Source organism: Burkholderia sp. BCC0398 (assembly GCF_902833245.1).
GTDB classification, from domain to species: Bacteria; Pseudomonadota; Gammaproteobacteria; order Burkholderiales; family Burkholderiaceae; genus Burkholderia; species Burkholderia sola.
Genome location: NZ_CADFEM010000006.1, coordinates 191,644 through 207,521, shown reverse-complemented (window position 1 = coordinate 207,521; position 15,878 = coordinate 191,644). Strand labels below are relative to the sequence as shown.

The window sequence follows — 15,878 nt, the reverse complement described above, 5'->3', positions numbered from 1 at the left end:
CCACGGAAGCGCGTCGTCGTCGCTACGCGAGGTCCGCCAGGTACGGCCACGGATAAATGCCACGTGCATGGCCGTCGCCGAACAGGAAGCGGACACCATAGCCGAGCGCTTCCACGCCGTCGAGCGTCAGGTCGGGCCGCGCGTCGACGTGGCCGCCGTCGAGCCGGATCTTTCGGCATTCCGCGCATGGGCAATCGCCGCGCAATTGCGCAAAGCCGATACGTTGCGACGCGCCGTCGGGCCAGCGCAGCGTCAGGGCGCGCGCCGGGTGGTCGAGTGCGATTTCGGTAGGCGCGATCATCGCGACGCTTCGTCGATCTGGCCGATCGCGATCCGCACGGCCTTGCGGACTTCGGGGTCGCGATCGTCGAGTGCATGGTGCAGCGCGGGCAGCGTCGCACGGTCGCGCAATTCGCCGAGCGCGAGCGCGGCTTCCTTGCGCAGGTTGCTGATCGCATGCGGGAGCAGCGCGACGACGGCCGATGCCGCGGCCGCATCGCGCAATTGCCCGAGCGCACGCACGGCGCGCACGCGCACTTGCCAGTAATCGTCGTCGAGCACGGCGACGAGCGGGTCGCGCGCAACGGCGGCGCGCAGCTTGCCGAGCGTGGCCGCCGCTTCCTCGCGCACCTGCCATTCAGTGTCACGCAGCGCCGCGAGCAACGCGGTGACGACCGCGGTATCGTCGGCCGCCGCAAACCCGATCGCGCTGACCGCGGCGCGCCGCACGTCCGCATCCGTGTCTGTGGTCGCGATGCGCGCGAGCGGCGACAGCGCGCGGCCGTCCTTGAGCCAGCCGAGCACGACGACCGCCTCGGCGCGTACGGCAGCGGCGCTCGCGTCGAGCGCGCGCAGCGCGGGCGCGAACGCGTCGGGGTCGCGCAACTCGCGCAAGCCGCGCAGCGCGGCGGCGCGCACGAACGGCTCGGGCCGGTCGGCCCACCGGCACAGCACGGCGCCCGATGCCGCGTCCTTCAGTTCGGACAGGCTTTGCGCGGCGGTCGCGCGCACGCCGTCGTCCGGATCGAGCAGCGCGTGGCATAGCGCGTCGACGACATCGGGCTGCTCCCACGCGTCGAGCACGCGCGCGGCCTCGCCGCGCACGTCGGCCGACGGGTCGCTGCGCAGCGCCGCGACGAACGACGGCACGAGTTCGGGCGCTTCGAGATCGGCGAGTTCGAGCAGCGCGATGCGACGCACCGACGCATCGGCTGCGGCGAGGCGCGCGACGAGCGCGGCATGATCGGCGTGATCGACGGTTGGCACGCCGGGCAGCGGGAAAGCGGAGGAAGAAGCGGTCATGGAGAAAAGTCGGTGCGGTGAATGGGCAATTGCGCTCAGGCCGCGTCGCGCAGCAGCGCGAGACAGCGGCGCTTGATGTCGATAAACACGGGCTCGGTCGTGCTGTCGTCGGTGCGCAGGTGGCGCGCCGTGTCAGCGCAGCAGGTAAGGGATGTCGACCTTGACCGCGCCGGTCGGGCAGTCGCGTTCGCACGGCATGCAGTACCAGCATTCGTCGAACTGCATGTACGCCTTGCCCTTGGAGACGTCGATCGCGAGCAGGTCGAGCGGGCACACGTCGACGCAGACGGTGCAGCCCTTGTCGGCGATGCACAGCGACTCGTCGATCGTCACGGGCGCGCTGCTGCGCTGGAAGGTGTCGTGCGGGGTATGGGGCATGGCAAGGTTCCTCACAGGGCGACCGCGGGCGCGGCCGGTTCGCGGATGCGCAACTGCGCGTAGGCGCCCCGTTCGTCGTCGGCAAGCGGCACGACGTACGGTTCGACCGACCGCTTCTCGCTGCGCATCGCGCCGGCGGCGTCCTTGCGCAGCCACGTGTGGCAGAACCATTCGGCATCGTCGCGGTGCGGAAAATCGACGCGATGGTGGTACAGCCCCCAGCGGCTCTCGGTGCGGAACAGCGATGCGCGCGCGGCCATTTCCGCGCAATCGCGGATCGCGCGCACTTCGGCCGCGCGCATCAGTTCGTGCGGGTTGTTCGCCTTGATTTCTTCGATATCCTCAGTGATTTCGTCAAAACGTTGCAACCCGATTTCCATCTTGCGCGTCACCTTCGGCGGTTGCAGGTAGTCGTTCACCATGCGGCGCAGCTTGTACTCGACCTGCGCCGGCGCCAGGCCGCGCTCGCGCAGCAGCGGCGCGAGCGCGCGGGTGCGCTCGGCATCGACCTGTTCGTCGTCCACCGGCGCGTGTTCGCGGCCGGCCACGTAGTCGGCCGCGTGTTGCCCGGCGAACCAGCCGTACGTAAACGCGCCGAGCATGTAGTTGTGCGGGACGGCCGCCATGTCGCCGGCCGCGTACAGCCCCAGCACGGTCGTCTCCGCGCGCGCATTCACGTACACGCCCGATGCGCTGTGGCCGCTGCAGAAGCCGATCTCGGAGATGTGCATCTCGACCATCTGGCTGCGGTAGTCGGTGCCGCGCCCCGCATGGAAGCGGCCGCGGCTCGGCCGCTCGTTGGTATGCAGGATCTGCTCGATGGTCCGGATCGTTTCCTCCGCGAGATGGTCGAGCTTCAGGAACACGGGACCGTTGCCGCTCTGCAGTTCCTGGTAGAACTCCCACATCATCTGGCCGCTCCAGTAGTCGCATTCGATGAAGCGTTCGCCCTTGCCGTTCGCGGTGAAGCCGCCCAAGGGGCCCGTCACGTACGCGCACGCCGGGCCGTTGTAATCCTTGATCAGCGGATTGATCTGGAAGCATTCGAGGTTCGCGAGCGCGGCGCCCGCGTGATAGGCCATCGCGTAGCCGTCGCCCGCGTTGGTCGGGTTCTCGTACGTGCCCATCAGGTAGCCCGACGCCGGCAGGCCGAGGCGGCCGGCCGCGCCGCAGCAGAGAATCACGGCCTTCGCGCGGATCACGTGGAAATCGGCGGTGCGGCAGTCGAAGCCGAGCACGCCGCTCGCGCGACCCTGCGCGTCGGTCAGCACGCGCGTCGCGACGATCCGGTTCGTGATCGCGATGCGAGCGCGCTTCAGTTGCCTGTACAGCACCTTCTTGATGTCGTGGCCTTCCGGCATCGGCAGCACGTACGAGCCCATGTGGTGGACCTTCTTCACCGCGTAGTCGCCGGTGCCGTCCTTCTCGAACTTCACGCCCCAGCGGTCGAGCTGCTCGATCGTCGCGAAGCTGTGCGTCGCGTACGCGTACACGGCTTCCTGGTCGACGATCCCGTCGTTGGCGATCGTGATCTCGCGCGTGTACTGCTCGGGCGTCGCATGGCCGGGAATCACCGCGTTGTTCAGGCCGTCCATCCCCATCGAGATCGCGCCGCTGCGTTTCACGTTGGCCTTCTCGAGCAGCAGCACGCGCAGCGACGGATCGTGCTCCTTCGCCTTGATGGCCGCCATCGGGCCGGCCGTGCCGCCGCCGACCACGACGATGTCGTATTCATGCACATGGGTATTCATCGCGGGTTCCTTGCAGGTTTGCGCGCCTTCTGCCGGTCGACGCGCAACCGGTACTGGAAGGCGTCGCCGCGGAAGTAGAGGTATTCGTAGTCGAGCGGCGCGCCCGACGCGTCGTGCGTGAGGCGTTCGATACGCAGCACCGGGCTGCTTTCCTCGACGTGCAGCGCGTCGACGATGTCGTCGTCCGCGAGGATCGCGTCGATCGACACGTCGGCATGGCCGAGCGGGATGCCGCAGTCGTTCTCCAGGATCAGGAAGATGTCGCGGGTCGCGAGATCGGTGCCGGCGAGACGCTTGCCGAGCGCTTCCGGCACCCAGGTCTGTTCGAGCGACACGGGTTCGCGGTTCAGCAGCCGCACGCGATGGATCTCGACGAGCGGCGCGCCTTCGGGCACGTTCAGCTTCGTCGCGAGATGGCGATCGGCCTTCACCGTGCGCAGGCTGCGCAACTGGTTGACGATCTCGTAGCCCATCGACGACATCGCCTCCGCGAAGCCCTGCAGCGACGTCACGTTCTGGAACGCCTTCGGCTTCGACACGAACGTGCCCTTGCCGTGCAGCTTGAACAGCAGGCCTTCCTTCTGCAGGTCGCCGAGCGCCTGGCGCACCGTGATGCGGCTGACGTCGAACATCGCGCAGAGCGCGTGCTCGGACGGCATCCGGCTGTGCGGCGCGTAGGTGCCGTCGAGAATGCGCGCGCGCAGCGTGTCCTTGATCTGCACGTAGAGCGGGGCCGCGGACAGCGGCACGACGTTGGGTGGGGGCATCGGTCAACTTGTTATGACAAGATGGGGCGAGTGTAGCCAGCGCGAGTGCGTGCCCCAACCAACGATTTCTGATTTCGAATTTCCCGTTGAGGAAAAGTGGGGCGCGCGATCCGACCCTTGCGAGCCGAGCGGATTCGCCCAAAATAAAAAATTCGCGACCCATGCGGCGCGCATGTCGATTTCCCGATGTGCCGCCCGTCGTATCGATATCGACCGGGCAGTGCGCCGCACCATGCGGCCGGCAGCCGGTTGCCGCGAATGGCGCAACGAACGAGGAGAAGCCACATGACACGCCACATGCCGGATTCCCGATACCGCTGGGTGATCGTCGCCGCGGGCGGCCTGATGGGCTGCGTCGCGATCGGCGCGATGTTTTCGTTGCCGGTGTTCCTGCGGGCTATCGCGCGCGATACAGGCTGGTCGATGACCGGCATCTCCGCCGCGATGACGCTCGGCTTCATCGCGATGGCCTTCGCGAGCCTGGCGTGGGGCAGCCTGTCGGACCGCGTCGGCACGCGGCCGGTCGTCATCGCGGGCGCCGTGCTGCTGTCGGCGAGCCTCGCGCTGGCGAGCCGCGCGCCGTCGCTGCTCGCGTTCCAGCTGACCTTCGGCCTGGCCGTCGGCGGTGCGACGGCCGCGATATTCGCGCCGATGATGGCGTGCGTGACCGGCTGGTTCGACACGCACCGCAGCCTCGCGGTCTCGCTCGTGTCGGCCGGCATGGGGATGGCGCCGATGACGATGGCGCCGCTCGCTGCGTGGCTCGTGTCGGTGCGCGACTGGCGCACGTCGATGCTGCTGATCGCCGCGCTGGCGGCCGTCGTGATGATTCCGGTGTCGCTGCTGGTGCGCCGGGCGCCCGCGCTCGATCCCGAATCCGCGCACGCGGCGGCTGCGCCGGCGTCCGCCGGCGCGCCCGCCGCGATGTCGGTCGCGGATGCGCTGCGCTCGCCGCAGTTCATGGTGCTCGTGCTGACCAACTTCTTCTGCTGCGCGACGCATTCGGGCCCGATCTTCCATACGGTCAGCTACGCGGTGACCTGCGGGATTCCGCTGATCGTCGCGGTGTCGATCTACAGCGTCGAAGGACTCGCGGGCATGGGCGGCCGGATCGCGTTCGGGATCCTCGGCGACCGGCTCGGCGCGAAGCGCATGCTGGTGGCGGGGCTGCTCGCGCAGGCGCTCGGCGCGCTCGGCTACTACTTCGTGCGCACGCTCGACGGCTTCTACGCGGTCGCGACGCTGTTCGGTTTCATCTATGCGGGCGTGATGCCGCTGTATTCCGTGCTCGCGCGCGAGAATTTCCCGCTGCGGATGATGGGCACCGTGATCGGCGGCTGCGCGATGGCCGGCAGCCTCGGGATGGCCGCGGGCCCGGTCGCCGGCGGCCTGATCGTCGATGCGTTCGGCAGCTATGGCCGGCTGTACCTCGGCTCGTTCGCGATCGGGATCGGCGCGTTCCTGATCGCGACGATGTTCCGCCCGTTCGCGAAGGCGCGGCCGGAAACCGTGGCTGCGTAATCGGGCAGCGGAAGCGACGCGCGTCGCATTTTCACGCGATCGACGGCGGCCGGCCGCATCGACGTGGATAAAAAATGGGCCCGGATACGCGTTCCATTTGCACGCGTCCAAACCGCGCTCAGCCTGCTGCTGCGCAGCAGAGCGGCAACTGACGGCGATCGGTACGCATGCGCGCCGATTCGGCCCCTAAAACCACAATATCGAGCATGTATTCGAAGGGCCTGTCATACCGGCGTCACCCTGCTAGAATTCGCCCTGCCGCATTGTTCCGATTGACTGATGAGACTGCTTGACGCCCTGGTCGAACAACGTATTGCCGCCGCCGCCGCGCGGGGAGAGTTCGACGATTTGCCGGGTACCGGCGCGCCGCAGGCGCTGGATGACGACCTGCTCGTGCCCGAGGAGGTGCGGGTGGCCAACCGTATCCTGAAGAACGCGGGCTTCGTGCCGCCGGCCGTCGAGCAACTGCGCGCGCTGCGCAACCTGCACGACGAAGTGCAGGCGGTCAGCGACCGTGCCGCGCGTTGCCGGCTGCAGGCGAAGATCCTCGCGCTCGACATGGCGCTCGAATCGCTGCGCGGCGGCCCGATGGTGATGCCGCGCGACTACTGCCGGCGCATCGCGGAACGCCTGTGCGAGCGCGGGCTCGACGACGCGCCCGCCGAAGCGGGGACGATGTGACGTCCGACGCGCTGCACGACGCAGCACGCTCTGCAGCCGCCGCGGCCGCTGACCCCGCCGCCGATTCTCCCGTTCACGAAACCGCGCCCGTCGCGGCGCGCGACCTCCATTTCATGCGTCTTGCGCAGGCTGCCGCCGAAGAGGCGCGCGCGGCCGGCGAAGTGCCGGTCGGCGCGGTGCTCGTGCGCGGCGACGAAGTGATCGCCCGCGGCTTCAACCATCCGATCGGCGGGCACGACCCGTCCGCGCATGCCGAAATGGCCGCGCTGCGCATGGCCGCGCAGCAGCTGCAGAATTACCGGATGCCCGGCTGCGAGCTGTACGTGACGCTCGAGCCGTGCCTGATGTGCGCAGGCGCGATCATGCACGCGCGCATCGCGCGGGTCGTCTACGGCGCGGCCGACCCGAAGACGGGCGCGTGCGGCAGCGTGATCGATGCCTTCGCGAATCCGCAACTGAATCACCACACCGAAGTGACCGGCGGCGTGCTCGCCGACGAGTGCGGCGCCGCGCTGAAGTCGTTCTTCGCCGAGCGCCGTCGCGCGCTGCGCGAAGCGCGGCTTGCCCGCGACGCCGAATCCGGCGCGTCATAGGCCGCCGCTCGCCGCTCGCTGCGCCCGGCGTCGCGGGCGTGCACGGTTTTCGTGAACCGGACACGGTTCGGTCCCTCTAAGCAGGTTTGACGATCCCGACACCTTTCGCCATGTCCTTCCAGCCCGCCGCGTCCTACACCATCCGCCTGCTGGCGCCGTCCGGCTATCCGCACGACCCCGACGCGATCAACCGCGCGCTCGAGCGCCTCAGCACCGCGCAGCAGCGCATCGAGAACATCGAGGCGACGCAGCGGCGCTTCCAGCGTTTCGGCGGCACCGACGGCGAGCGGGCAGGCGACCTGAACCGCCTCGCCGATCCGGAACGGCCGCTGCCGGACATCGCGCTCGCGGTGCGCGGCGGCTACGGCGCCGCGCGCATCCTGCACGGGCTCGACTATCGCGGGCTCGAACGCCGGTTGCGCGACCAGCCGGTCGCGCTCGTCGGTCACAGCGACTTCACGGCGATTCAACTGGCGCTGTACGCGAAGGCGCGCATCAAGACGTTCGGCGGCCCGATGCTGTCGGCCGACTTCGGCGCGGAAACGCCCAGCGACTTCACGATGCAGCATTTCTGGCAGACGCTGACGCAGTCGAGCACGACGATCGTCGCCGACGCACCGCAGGTGCAGACGGTGAACGTGACGGGCACGCTGTGGGGCGGCAACCTCGCGATCCTCACGTCGCTGGTCGGCACGCCGTACATGCCCGACATCGAAGGCGGCATCCTGTTCATCGAAGACGTCAACGAGCAGCCGTTCCGGATCGAGCGGATGATCTATCAACTGCACCTGTCGGGGCTGCTCGCGCGGCAGCAGGCGCTCGTGCTCGGCCAGTTCACCGGCGCGCGGCCGTTCGAGTACGACAACGGCTACGACATGCAGGCGATGATCGATCAGGTGCGCGCGGTGGTGGGCATCCCGGTCATCACGGGGCTCCAGTTCGGTCACGTGCCCGACCTGTTGACGCTGCCGTTCGGGGCACAGGCGCAACTGGTCGCGAATGCGCACGGGTTCCGGCTCACGTTGTCCGACTATCCGCATCTCGGCTGATGCCGGCGCGATCGATCGAAAGGCGGGTTTCCCGCCTTTTTCTTTATGTAGATGCGCAACTAACGGTCCGCGTTTTTCGTCGACACCAACACGATCGTCACGCGTTTTTGCACCATTTTTGTCAACAAAATGACCGGGCGGGTATACGACGAGAACGGCCCCCGTCTTGCCTATCAGGACTGTCATGCATGGATTTCGTGCGCGCCGCACCGAATGGAGACACCCCGGCGCACGCCGATTGTGCGAAATCCTGAAAAAGAATTGTTGACAATCTTTATGTCCACCCTAGGATGAGGACCATCACACGATGCAGATCATGAACGAGCCCGATTCCTCTCCGTCCGGTGCGGCCAGCCCCGAAGCGATCGCCGAGCGGATCCGCACCGCGATCCTCGAGCATCGGCTCGCGCCCGGCGCGAAGCTGACGGAGGCGCAGCTCTGCGACGTGTTCGGCGTGAAGCGCGGGACGATCCGCCAGGCGCTCGCGCAGCTCGCGACCGACAAGCTGGTCGATCTGGAGCCGAACCGCGGCGCATTCGTCGCGAGCCCGACGCTGCAGGACGTGCACGAAGTGTTCGAGATGCGCCGGATCATCGAGCTGGCCGTGGTCGAGCGGCTCGCGACCGGCCCCGGCGCCAGGCGGCTGAAGGGCGTCGCGGCGCTGATCGACAAGGAACGCAAGGCGTTCGAGCGGCACGACTTCGCGGCATGGATCCGGTTGTCGGGCGAATTCCATACGGCGCTCGCGACGCTGATGGGCAATGCGACGCTCAGCGAGTGCCTCGAAGGGCTCGTCGCACGCTCGACGCTGATGTCGGCGCTGTACGAATCGCACGGGCGCAGCCCGTGCTCGTGCGACGACCACGACGAGATCCTCGCCGCGCTGGAGGCGGGCGATCCGAAGCAGGCGGTGACGCTGATGGCGCGCCACCTGCAGCATGTCGAACTGAAGATGCTGGACCGGCCCGCGCAAGGGCAGGTCGATTTGCGCGAAGTGTTCGGCGGCGCCTGAGCGGCGACGCGAACCCGGCCGCGCGCCACAGAACGAGCGAAATGCAGGCCCGCGGTGTTTGCCGCGGGCCGCGGGTCCGACTCCGGGCGACGATCCGGAGCGATATCGATGACGGTGGAGCGGCCTTGCGGCCGCGTCAAGGAGAAGTCATGGCTCAGTTCAGTGTGGCGCACGACAGCGCCTATCCGGCGGAAGAAGGCGGCGAGGGCGGCGGTCCGGCACTGCCGGACGGTTACAGCGAACGTTTGTACAACGAAGATTTGGCACCCCTGAAGAATCAGACATGGGGCTCTTACAACATCTTCGCGTTCTGGATGTCGGACGTGCACAGCGTCGGCGGCTACGTGTTCGCGGGCAGCCTGTTCGCGCTCGGGCTGACAAGCTGGCAGGTGCTGATCGCGCTGATCGTCGGCATCGGCCTCGTGAACGCGCTGTGCAACCTGATCGCGCGGCCGAGCCAGCAGATCGGCGTGCCGTATCCGGTCGCGTGCCGCGCGACCTTCGGCGTGCTCGGCGCGAACGTGCCGGCCGTGATCCGCGGGCTGATCGCGATCGCGTGGTACGGCATCCAGACCTATCTCGCGTCGAGCGCGCTCGTGATCGTCGTGCTGAAATTCTTCCCGCAATGGCTGCCGTATGCGGACGTTCATCGCTACGGCTTCCTCGGGCTGTCGGCGGTCGGCTGGGCCGGCTTCATGCTGCTGTGGGTGCTGCAGGCGTTCGTGTTCTGGAACGGGATGGAGACGATCAAGAAGTTCATCGACTTCGCGGGCCCGGCCGTCTATGTCGTGATGTTCATCCTCGCCGGATACATGGTATGGCGCGCGGGCTGGCGCAACATCGGCATCAATCTCGGCGGCGTCAAGTATCACGGCGCGGAAGTGATTCCGGTGATGATCACCGCCGTGTCGCTCGTCGTGTCGTACTTCTCCGGGCCGATGCTGAACTTCGGCGATTTCTCGCGCTACTGCCGCTCGTTCGGCGACGTGAAGCGCGGCAATTTCTGGGGGCTGCCCGTCAACTTTCTCGCGTTCTCGCTCGTCACGGTGATCACTACCGCCGCGACGCTGCCGGTGTTCGGCGAACTGATCACCGACCCGGTCGCGACGGTCGGCCGCATCGACCATCCGACCGCGGTGATCCTCGGTGCGCTGACCTTCACGATCGCGACGATCGGCATCAACATCGTCGCGAACTTCGTGTCGCCGGCGTTCGACTTCTCGAACGTCGCGCCGCGCCTGATCAGCTGGCGCGCGGGCGGGATGCTCGCGGCGGTCGCATCGATCTTCATCACGCCGTGGAATCTGTTCAACAACCCGGCCGTGATCCACTACACGCTCGACGTGCTCGGCGCGTTCATCGGCCCGCTGTACGGCGTGCTGATCGCCGATTTCTACCTCGTCAAGCGCGGCCGCCTCGTGCGCGACGACCTGTACACGATGTCGGAAAGCGGCGCCTACTGGTACACCGGCGGCGTGAACCGCCGTGCGCTGGCCGCGCTGCTGCCGGCCGCGGTGATCGCGGTTGTCTGCGTGATGGTGCCGGGCTGGCAGGCCCTCGCGAATTTCTCGTGGTTCATCGGCGCGGGGCTCGGCTTCGTGTTCTATCGGCTACTCGCGAGCGCGAAGGCGTGAGGAGCATGCGATGAAGATCCGACTGATCAATCCGAATACGACGCAGCGGATGACCGATGCGATGGGCCGCTGCGCACGCGAGGTCGCGGCTGTCGGCACGGAGATCGTGGCCGTGAGTCCGCCGATGGGGCCGCCGTCGATCGAAGGCTATTACGACGAGGCGCTCGCGACGCCTGGCCTGCTCGCCGAGGTCGCGCGTGGCGAGCGCGACGGCTGCGACGCGTACGTGATCGCGTGTTTCGGCGATCCGGGCCTCTACGCGGCGCGCGAGCTTGCGCGCGGGCCGGTGATCGGCATCGCCGAGGCCGCGATGCATGCGGCGAGCGTGCTCTCGCCGGGCTTCTCGGTCGTCACGACGCTCGCGCGCACCTGCGGGATGGCATGGCACCTCGCGGAGCGCTACGGGATGAAGCGGTTCTGCCGCAACGTGCGCGCGACCGACGTCGCGGTGCTCGAACTCGACCGGCCCGGCTCGGCCGCGCGCCGGATCATCGTCGACGAATGCCGGCGCGCGCTCGACGAGGACGGCGCCGACGCGATCGTGCTCGGCTGCGCGGGGATGGCCGAATTCGCGCACGAGATCGAGCAGCAGATCGGCGCGCCGGTGGTCGAGGGCGTCACGGCGGCCGTGAAGTGGGCCGAGGCGCTCGTTGCGCTGCGACTCGCAACCGCGAAGCGCGGCGATTATGCGCGGCCGCTGCCGAAGCGCTACGACGGCGAATTCGCACGCTTCAGCCCGCCGGGCGGGGATGCGGCGGAGCCTCCGCCGAATTTGCCGCAACCGCACATACACACCGTCTGACATGCACTATCTGCGCCGCTGTATGGGCGCGTATCAACGTTTTCGCTACACTGGGCCGTCATCGCATCGGCTCGCGCGGCCGGCCCACGGCACCGCGCGGTCGATGCGAACCCATTATTCCAGCCCGCTCTCGTTGCATTCCGAACCATGTCACTCGATCCCAACTATCCTCGCGACCTGATCGGCTACGGCCGCCATCCCGTGCAGGCGAACTGGCCGGGGCGCGCCCGCGTCGCCGTGCAATTCGTGCTGAACTACGAGGAGGGCGGCGAGAACTGCGTGCTGCACGGCGATCCGGGCTCCGAGCAGTTCCTGTCCGAAATCGTCGGCGCGGCCGCGTATCCGGACCGCCACATGAGCATGGAGTCGATCTACGAATACGGGTCGCGGGCCGGCGTGTGGCGCATCCTGCGCGAATTCGAGAAGCGCGGGCTGCCGCTGACGGTATTCGGCGTCGGCATGGCGATCGAGCGTCATCCGGAGCTCGCGCGGGCATTCGTCGAGCTCGGCCATGAAATCGCGTGCCACGGCTGGCGCTGGATTCACTACCAGAGCATGACGCCGGAACTCGAAGCCGAGCACATGCGCCTCGGGATGGAAGCGATCGAGCGCGTGACGGGCGAGCGTCCGCTCGGCTGGTACACGGGCCGCGACAGCCCCAACACGCATCGCCTCGTCGCCGAATACGGCGGCTTCCTGTACGACTCGGACAACTACGGCGACGACCTGCCGTTCTGGATGGACGTCGAGGTGTCGGGCGGCCGCACGTCGCCGCAACTGATCGTGCCGTACACGCTCGACACGAACGACATGCGCTTCGCGACGCCGCAGGGCTTCAACACCGGCGACCACTTCTTCCAGTACCTGCGCGACGCGTTCGACGTGCTGTACGCGGAGGGCGACGAAGCGCCGAAGATGCTGTCGATCGGCATGCATTGCCGGCTGCTCGGCCGGCCGGGCCGGTTCCGCGGGCTGCAGCGGTTCCTCGATCACATCGAGCAGCACGATCGCGTATGGGTGACGCGCCGTGTCGATATCGCGCGTCACTGGCGTGAACATCATCCGTATCAGCCCAATCATCGAAACGAAGGGAAAGCATGAAGGCGATGCGCTACACGTTGGAACAACTGAATACGATGGCGCCGAGCGCATTCGTCGCGGCGCTGTCGGGGATCTTCGAACATTCGCCGTGGGTGGCCGAGGTCGCCGCGGGCAAGCGGCCGTTCGCGAGCATCGACGCGCTGCACGAGACGATGTCGGACGCGGTGGAAACCGGCGGCGAAGCGCGCCAGCTCGCGCTGATCAACGCCCACCCGGAGCTGGCCGGCAAGGCCGCCGTGCGCGGCGAGCTGACGGCCGAATCGACCCGCGAGCAGAGCGGCGCGGGCCTCGACCAGTGCACGCAGGAAGAATTCGACAAGCTGCTGACGCTGAACCGCACGTATCGCGAGAAATTCGGCTTCCCGTTCATCCTCGCGGTGCGCGGCTATGACCGCCACGGCATCATCGCGAACTTCGAGTCGCGCGTGAATCATTCGCGCGACGACGAGCTGCGTGCGAGCCTTGACCAGATCTACCGGATCGCGCGCTTTCGCCTCGACGACCTGATCGACGCCTGACACCGCCGCCTGACACCGCAATACGGCCCGCTGCGTCGCGGCGGTCCGATCGTCTCACTGAAACAAGGAAACATCATGGCTGTTCCGCTTCTCGATCCGAACGCACCCGATTTCACGCGGCGCTACGTGAATCTTGCCGACCCGCGTCTCGGTGCGCAGGCGCTCGAGGCCAGCGACGATTTCTTCGCGCCGAAGGACCGGATGCTGAACCCCGAGCCGGCCGTCTTCATCCCCGGCAAGTATGACGACCACGGCAAGTGGATGGACGGCTGGGAAACGCGCCGCAAGCGCACGACCGGCTATGACTGGTGCATCGTCAAGCTTGCGCGCCCGGGCGTGATCAAGGGCTTCGACATCGACACGAGCCACTTCACCGGCAACTTCCCGCCGGCCGCATCGATCGAGGCCGCGTTCGTGGCCGACGGCGCGCCGACGCACGCGACCGAGTGGGTCGAAATCGTCCCGTCGACGACGCTGCAAGGCAACAGCCATCACTACGTCGAAGCGAGCGACGCGCGCGCGTTCACGCATCTGCGCGTGAACATCTATCCGGACGGCGGCATCGCGCGCCTGCGCGTGTACGGCCAGCCGCAGCTCGATTGGGCCGGCGCGAGCGCGACCGAGCAGTTCGACCTCGCGGCGATGGAAAACGGCGGTTACGTGGTGGCGGCGAACAACCAGCACTTCGGCGTCGCGTCGAACCTGCTGCTGCCGGGCCGCGGCGTGAACATGGGCGACGGCTGGGAAACCCGCCGCCGCCGCGAGCCGGGCAACGACTGGGCGATCATCGCGCTCGCGCAGCCGGGCGTGATCCGCAAGATCGAAGTCGATACCGCGTTCTTCAAGGGCAACTACCCGGATCGCTGCTCGATCCAGGCCGCGTATGTATCGGGCGGCACCGACAGCTCGCTGATCACGCAGTCGATGTTCTGGCCGGTGCTGCTCGGCGAACAGAAGCTGCAGATGGACAAGCAGCACTACTTCGAACAGGAGATCGCGTCGCTCGGTCCCGTCACGCACGTGCGACTGAACATCATTCCGGACGGCGGCGTGTCGCGCCTGCGTCTGTGGGGGACGCTCGACAAATGAAGACGCTTGTCATCGAACCGCTGACCAGGGAAGCGTTTGCGCCGTTCGGCGACGTGATCGAAACGGCAGGGGCGAAGCAGATCCCGATCAACCTTGGCACGACGATCCGCTTTCACGATCTCGCGAAAGTCGACGTGACCGATGAGGGCGGCCGCCCGCTCGTCAACCTGTTCCGCGGCCAGCCGCGCACGCTGCCGTTCGAAGTGAAGATGCTGGAGCGGCATCCGCTCGGCAGCCAGGCGTTCGTGCCGCTGAACGACCGGCCGTATCTCGTCGTCGTCGCGCCCGCGGGCGAGCTCGATCCGGCGAAGATCCGCGCGTTCGTGACGAGCGGCTGGCAGGGCGTGAACTATGCGAAGGGCGTGTGGCATCACCCGCTGATCGCGTTGGGTGGCGTCAGCGATTTCATCGTCGTCGATCGCGGCGGGGACGGGCTGAACCTGAACGAGCAGGATCTGCAGGAGTCGCTGTGGCTCACCGAGGATGCGCTCGATGCGGTGACGGCCTGAGTCAGGCTGATCGTCCGTCTGTCGAAACCCGCGCGGCCTGCGCGGGTTTTTTATATGCACTCGTTGGCTCGCTCGCGAATCAGGTTGCCGCGGCCTTGCGCATATTGCGCGAACCGTTGCCGCCGCGCTGCCGATTCGCGACCGGCGCATGCTGCGCCATCAGCTCGGCGACCCAGTCGACGAACACGCGCAGCTTCGCGCTGACGTGCCGGTTCGGCGGGAACGCGACATACATCGGCATCGGTTCGAGTTGCCATGGTTCGAACAGCGGCACCAGTTCGCCGCTCGCGCGATACGCGGCGGCCATGTAGTCGGGCAGCCACAGGATGCCGAGCCCCGCGAGGCCGGCTTCGAGGTACGCATTGCCGTCGTCGACCGCGAGCACGTAGCGCCCGCGCACATTGACCTGCTCGCCGTCGCGCTCCATCGCGAACGGCAGCGTCTTGCCGGTGCGCGCCCACAGAAAGCCGACGACCCGATGATGCGTATCTTCGAGTTCGGCCGGATGCGACGGCGTGCCGGCGCGCGCGAGATAGGCGGGCGACGCGTACACGCCGAGCCGCAGGTCGCCGATGCGGCGCGCGACCAGCGCGCGGTCGGTCGGTTCGCCGCCGCGCACGACGCAATCGACGTTCTCGCCGATCACGTCGACCACGCGGTCGCTCACGCCCATGTCGAGCTGGATGTCCGGATAGCGCGCATGGAACGCGGGCAGCGCGGGGATCAGGATCAGGCGCGCGAACGGAGTCGGCACGTCCACGCGCAGCCGCCCGCGCGGCGACGCCGACGCCGCGGACAGGCTCGTTTCGGCATCGTCCATGTCGGCCAGCAGCCGCACGACGCGCTCGTAGTACGCGGCGCCGTCGGCGGTGACGACGACCTTGCGCGTCGTGCGGTTGAACAGCTTCACGCGCAGCCGCGCTTCGAGCTGCTGCACCAGTTGCGTGACGGTGGTGCGGCTCATGTGCAGCGTGTCGGCTGCCTTCGTGAAGCTGCCGGCTTCCACCACGCGGGCGAACGCCTGCATTGCGTCGAATCGATCCATCGGTCGGAGCTCCGCGTCGGTCGCAGATTGTTTGGAACGCGCAAACAGTGTTGGACAGAGTTGCCGGTTTATCCGCCGCGCAACGGTTCTTAAAGTGCCTCCATCGTTGATGCAAGGGCATGTCGC

General features: G+C 67.6%; 17 protein-coding genes. 11 read left to right on the top strand and 6 right to left on the bottom strand.

What is annotated here, in order from left to right:
* Window positions 1-22 precede the first annotated feature (22 nt).
* The 5 genes from HWX76_RS15365 to HWX76_RS15345 form a co-directional block, all read right to left on the bottom strand.
* Window positions 23-301: a gamma-butyrobetaine hydroxylase-like domain-containing protein gene (locus tag HWX76_RS15365; RefSeq protein ID WP_124630799.1), complete on the bottom strand. Its 279-nt coding sequence runs from the start codon at window positions 299-301 to the stop codon at window positions 23-25.
* Window positions 298-1,302, bottom strand: coding sequence for a HEAT repeat domain-containing protein (locus HWX76_RS15360; protein ID WP_124630798.1), 1,005 nt, complete (start codon window positions 1,300-1,302; stop codon window positions 298-300). Before HWX76_RS15360 ends, HWX76_RS15365 begins: the two co-directional genes overlap by 4 nt.
* A 132-nt stretch (window positions 1,303-1,434) precedes the next feature.
* Window positions 1,435-1,680, bottom strand: a complete 246-nt coding sequence (locus HWX76_RS15355; protein WP_050013325.1) for a ferredoxin family protein — start codon at window positions 1,678-1,680, stop codon at window positions 1,435-1,437.
* An 11-nt stretch (window positions 1,681-1,691) separates the two neighbouring features.
* Window positions 1,692-3,431, bottom strand: a complete 1,740-nt coding sequence (locus HWX76_RS15350; protein ID WP_176016013.1) for a fumarate reductase/succinate dehydrogenase flavoprotein subunit — start codon at window positions 3,429-3,431, stop codon at window positions 1,692-1,694.
* A complete protein-coding gene (locus HWX76_RS15345) occupies window positions 3,428-4,198 on the bottom strand; it encodes a GntR family transcriptional regulator (protein WP_124630796.1) in 771 nt (256 codons plus the stop codon). The genes HWX76_RS15350 and HWX76_RS15345 overlap by 4 nt, the downstream gene beginning before the upstream one ends.
* Before the next feature lie 297 nt (window positions 4,199-4,495).
* Between HWX76_RS15345 and HWX76_RS15340 the strand changes: the two genes are divergently transcribed.
* The 11 genes from HWX76_RS15340 (at window position 4,496) to HWX76_RS15290 (ending at window position 14,707) form a co-directional block, all read left to right on the top strand.
* A complete protein-coding gene (locus tag HWX76_RS15340; RefSeq protein ID WP_050013322.1) occupies window positions 4,496-5,719 on the top strand; it encodes an MFS transporter in 1,224 nt (407 codons plus the stop codon).
* 279 nt (window positions 5,720-5,998) lie between these two features.
* Window positions 5,999-6,400 carry a DnaJ family domain-containing protein gene (locus HWX76_RS15335; RefSeq protein ID WP_027784729.1) on the top strand — a complete coding sequence of 134 codons (402 nt, stop codon included), beginning with the start codon at window positions 5,999-6,001 and terminating at the stop codon, window positions 6,398-6,400.
* Window positions 6,397-6,993 carry a tRNA adenosine(34) deaminase TadA gene (gene tadA / locus HWX76_RS15330; RefSeq protein WP_050013321.1) on the top strand — a complete coding sequence of 199 codons (597 nt, stop codon included), beginning with the start codon at window positions 6,397-6,399 and terminating at the stop codon, window positions 6,991-6,993. Before HWX76_RS15335 ends, tadA begins: the two co-directional genes overlap by 4 nt.
* Before the next feature lie 110 nt (window positions 6,994-7,103).
* The gene (ldcA, locus tag HWX76_RS15325) at window positions 7,104-8,042 is read left to right on the top strand and encodes a muramoyltetrapeptide carboxypeptidase (RefSeq protein WP_124554628.1); all 939 of its coding nucleotides are present in this window, start codon (window positions 7,104-7,106) and stop codon (window positions 8,040-8,042) included.
* A gap of 307 nt (window positions 8,043-8,349) precedes the next feature.
* Window positions 8,350-9,054 carry a GntR family transcriptional regulator gene (locus tag HWX76_RS15320; protein ID WP_050013319.1) on the top strand — a complete coding sequence of 235 codons (705 nt, stop codon included), beginning with the start codon at window positions 8,350-8,352 and terminating at the stop codon, window positions 9,052-9,054.
* 149 nt (window positions 9,055-9,203) lie between these two features.
* Window positions 9,204-10,688, top strand: a complete 1,485-nt coding sequence (locus tag HWX76_RS15315) for an NCS1 family nucleobase:cation symporter-1 (protein WP_027809652.1) — start codon at window positions 9,204-9,206, stop codon at window positions 10,686-10,688.
* Window positions 10,689-10,698: 10 nt separating this feature from the next.
* Window positions 10,699-11,490 (top strand): aspartate/glutamate racemase family protein, encoded by a 792-nt coding sequence (locus tag HWX76_RS15310; protein ID WP_176016012.1) that lies wholly within the window; start codon window positions 10,699-10,701, stop codon window positions 11,488-11,490.
* A 147-nt stretch (window positions 11,491-11,637) separates the two neighbouring features.
* Window positions 11,638-12,591 (top strand): allantoinase PuuE, encoded by a 954-nt coding sequence (puuE, locus tag HWX76_RS15305; RefSeq protein ID WP_050013317.1) that lies wholly within the window; start codon window positions 11,638-11,640, stop codon window positions 12,589-12,591.
* A complete protein-coding gene (gene uraD, locus HWX76_RS15300; protein WP_050013316.1) occupies window positions 12,588-13,109 on the top strand; it encodes a 2-oxo-4-hydroxy-4-carboxy-5-ureidoimidazoline decarboxylase in 522 nt (173 codons plus the stop codon). Before puuE ends, uraD begins: the two co-directional genes overlap by 4 nt.
* A 75-nt stretch (window positions 13,110-13,184) precedes the next feature.
* Window positions 13,185-14,198: an allantoicase gene (alc, locus tag HWX76_RS15295; protein ID WP_089467694.1), complete on the top strand. Its 1,014-nt coding sequence runs from the start codon at window positions 13,185-13,187 to the stop codon at window positions 14,196-14,198.
* A complete protein-coding gene (locus HWX76_RS15290; protein ID WP_124630795.1) occupies window positions 14,195-14,707 on the top strand; it encodes an ureidoglycolate lyase in 513 nt (170 codons plus the stop codon). The genes alc and HWX76_RS15290 overlap by 4 nt, the downstream gene beginning before the upstream one ends.
* Window positions 14,708-14,786: 79 nt before the next feature.
* Here HWX76_RS15290 and HWX76_RS15285 read toward each other — a convergent pair whose 3' ends face one another.
* The gene (locus HWX76_RS15285; RefSeq protein ID WP_050013313.1) at window positions 14,787-15,752 is read right to left on the bottom strand and encodes a LysR family transcriptional regulator; all 966 of its coding nucleotides are present in this window, start codon (window positions 15,750-15,752) and stop codon (window positions 14,787-14,789) included.
* Between the last annotated feature and the right edge of the window lie 126 nt (window positions 15,753-15,878).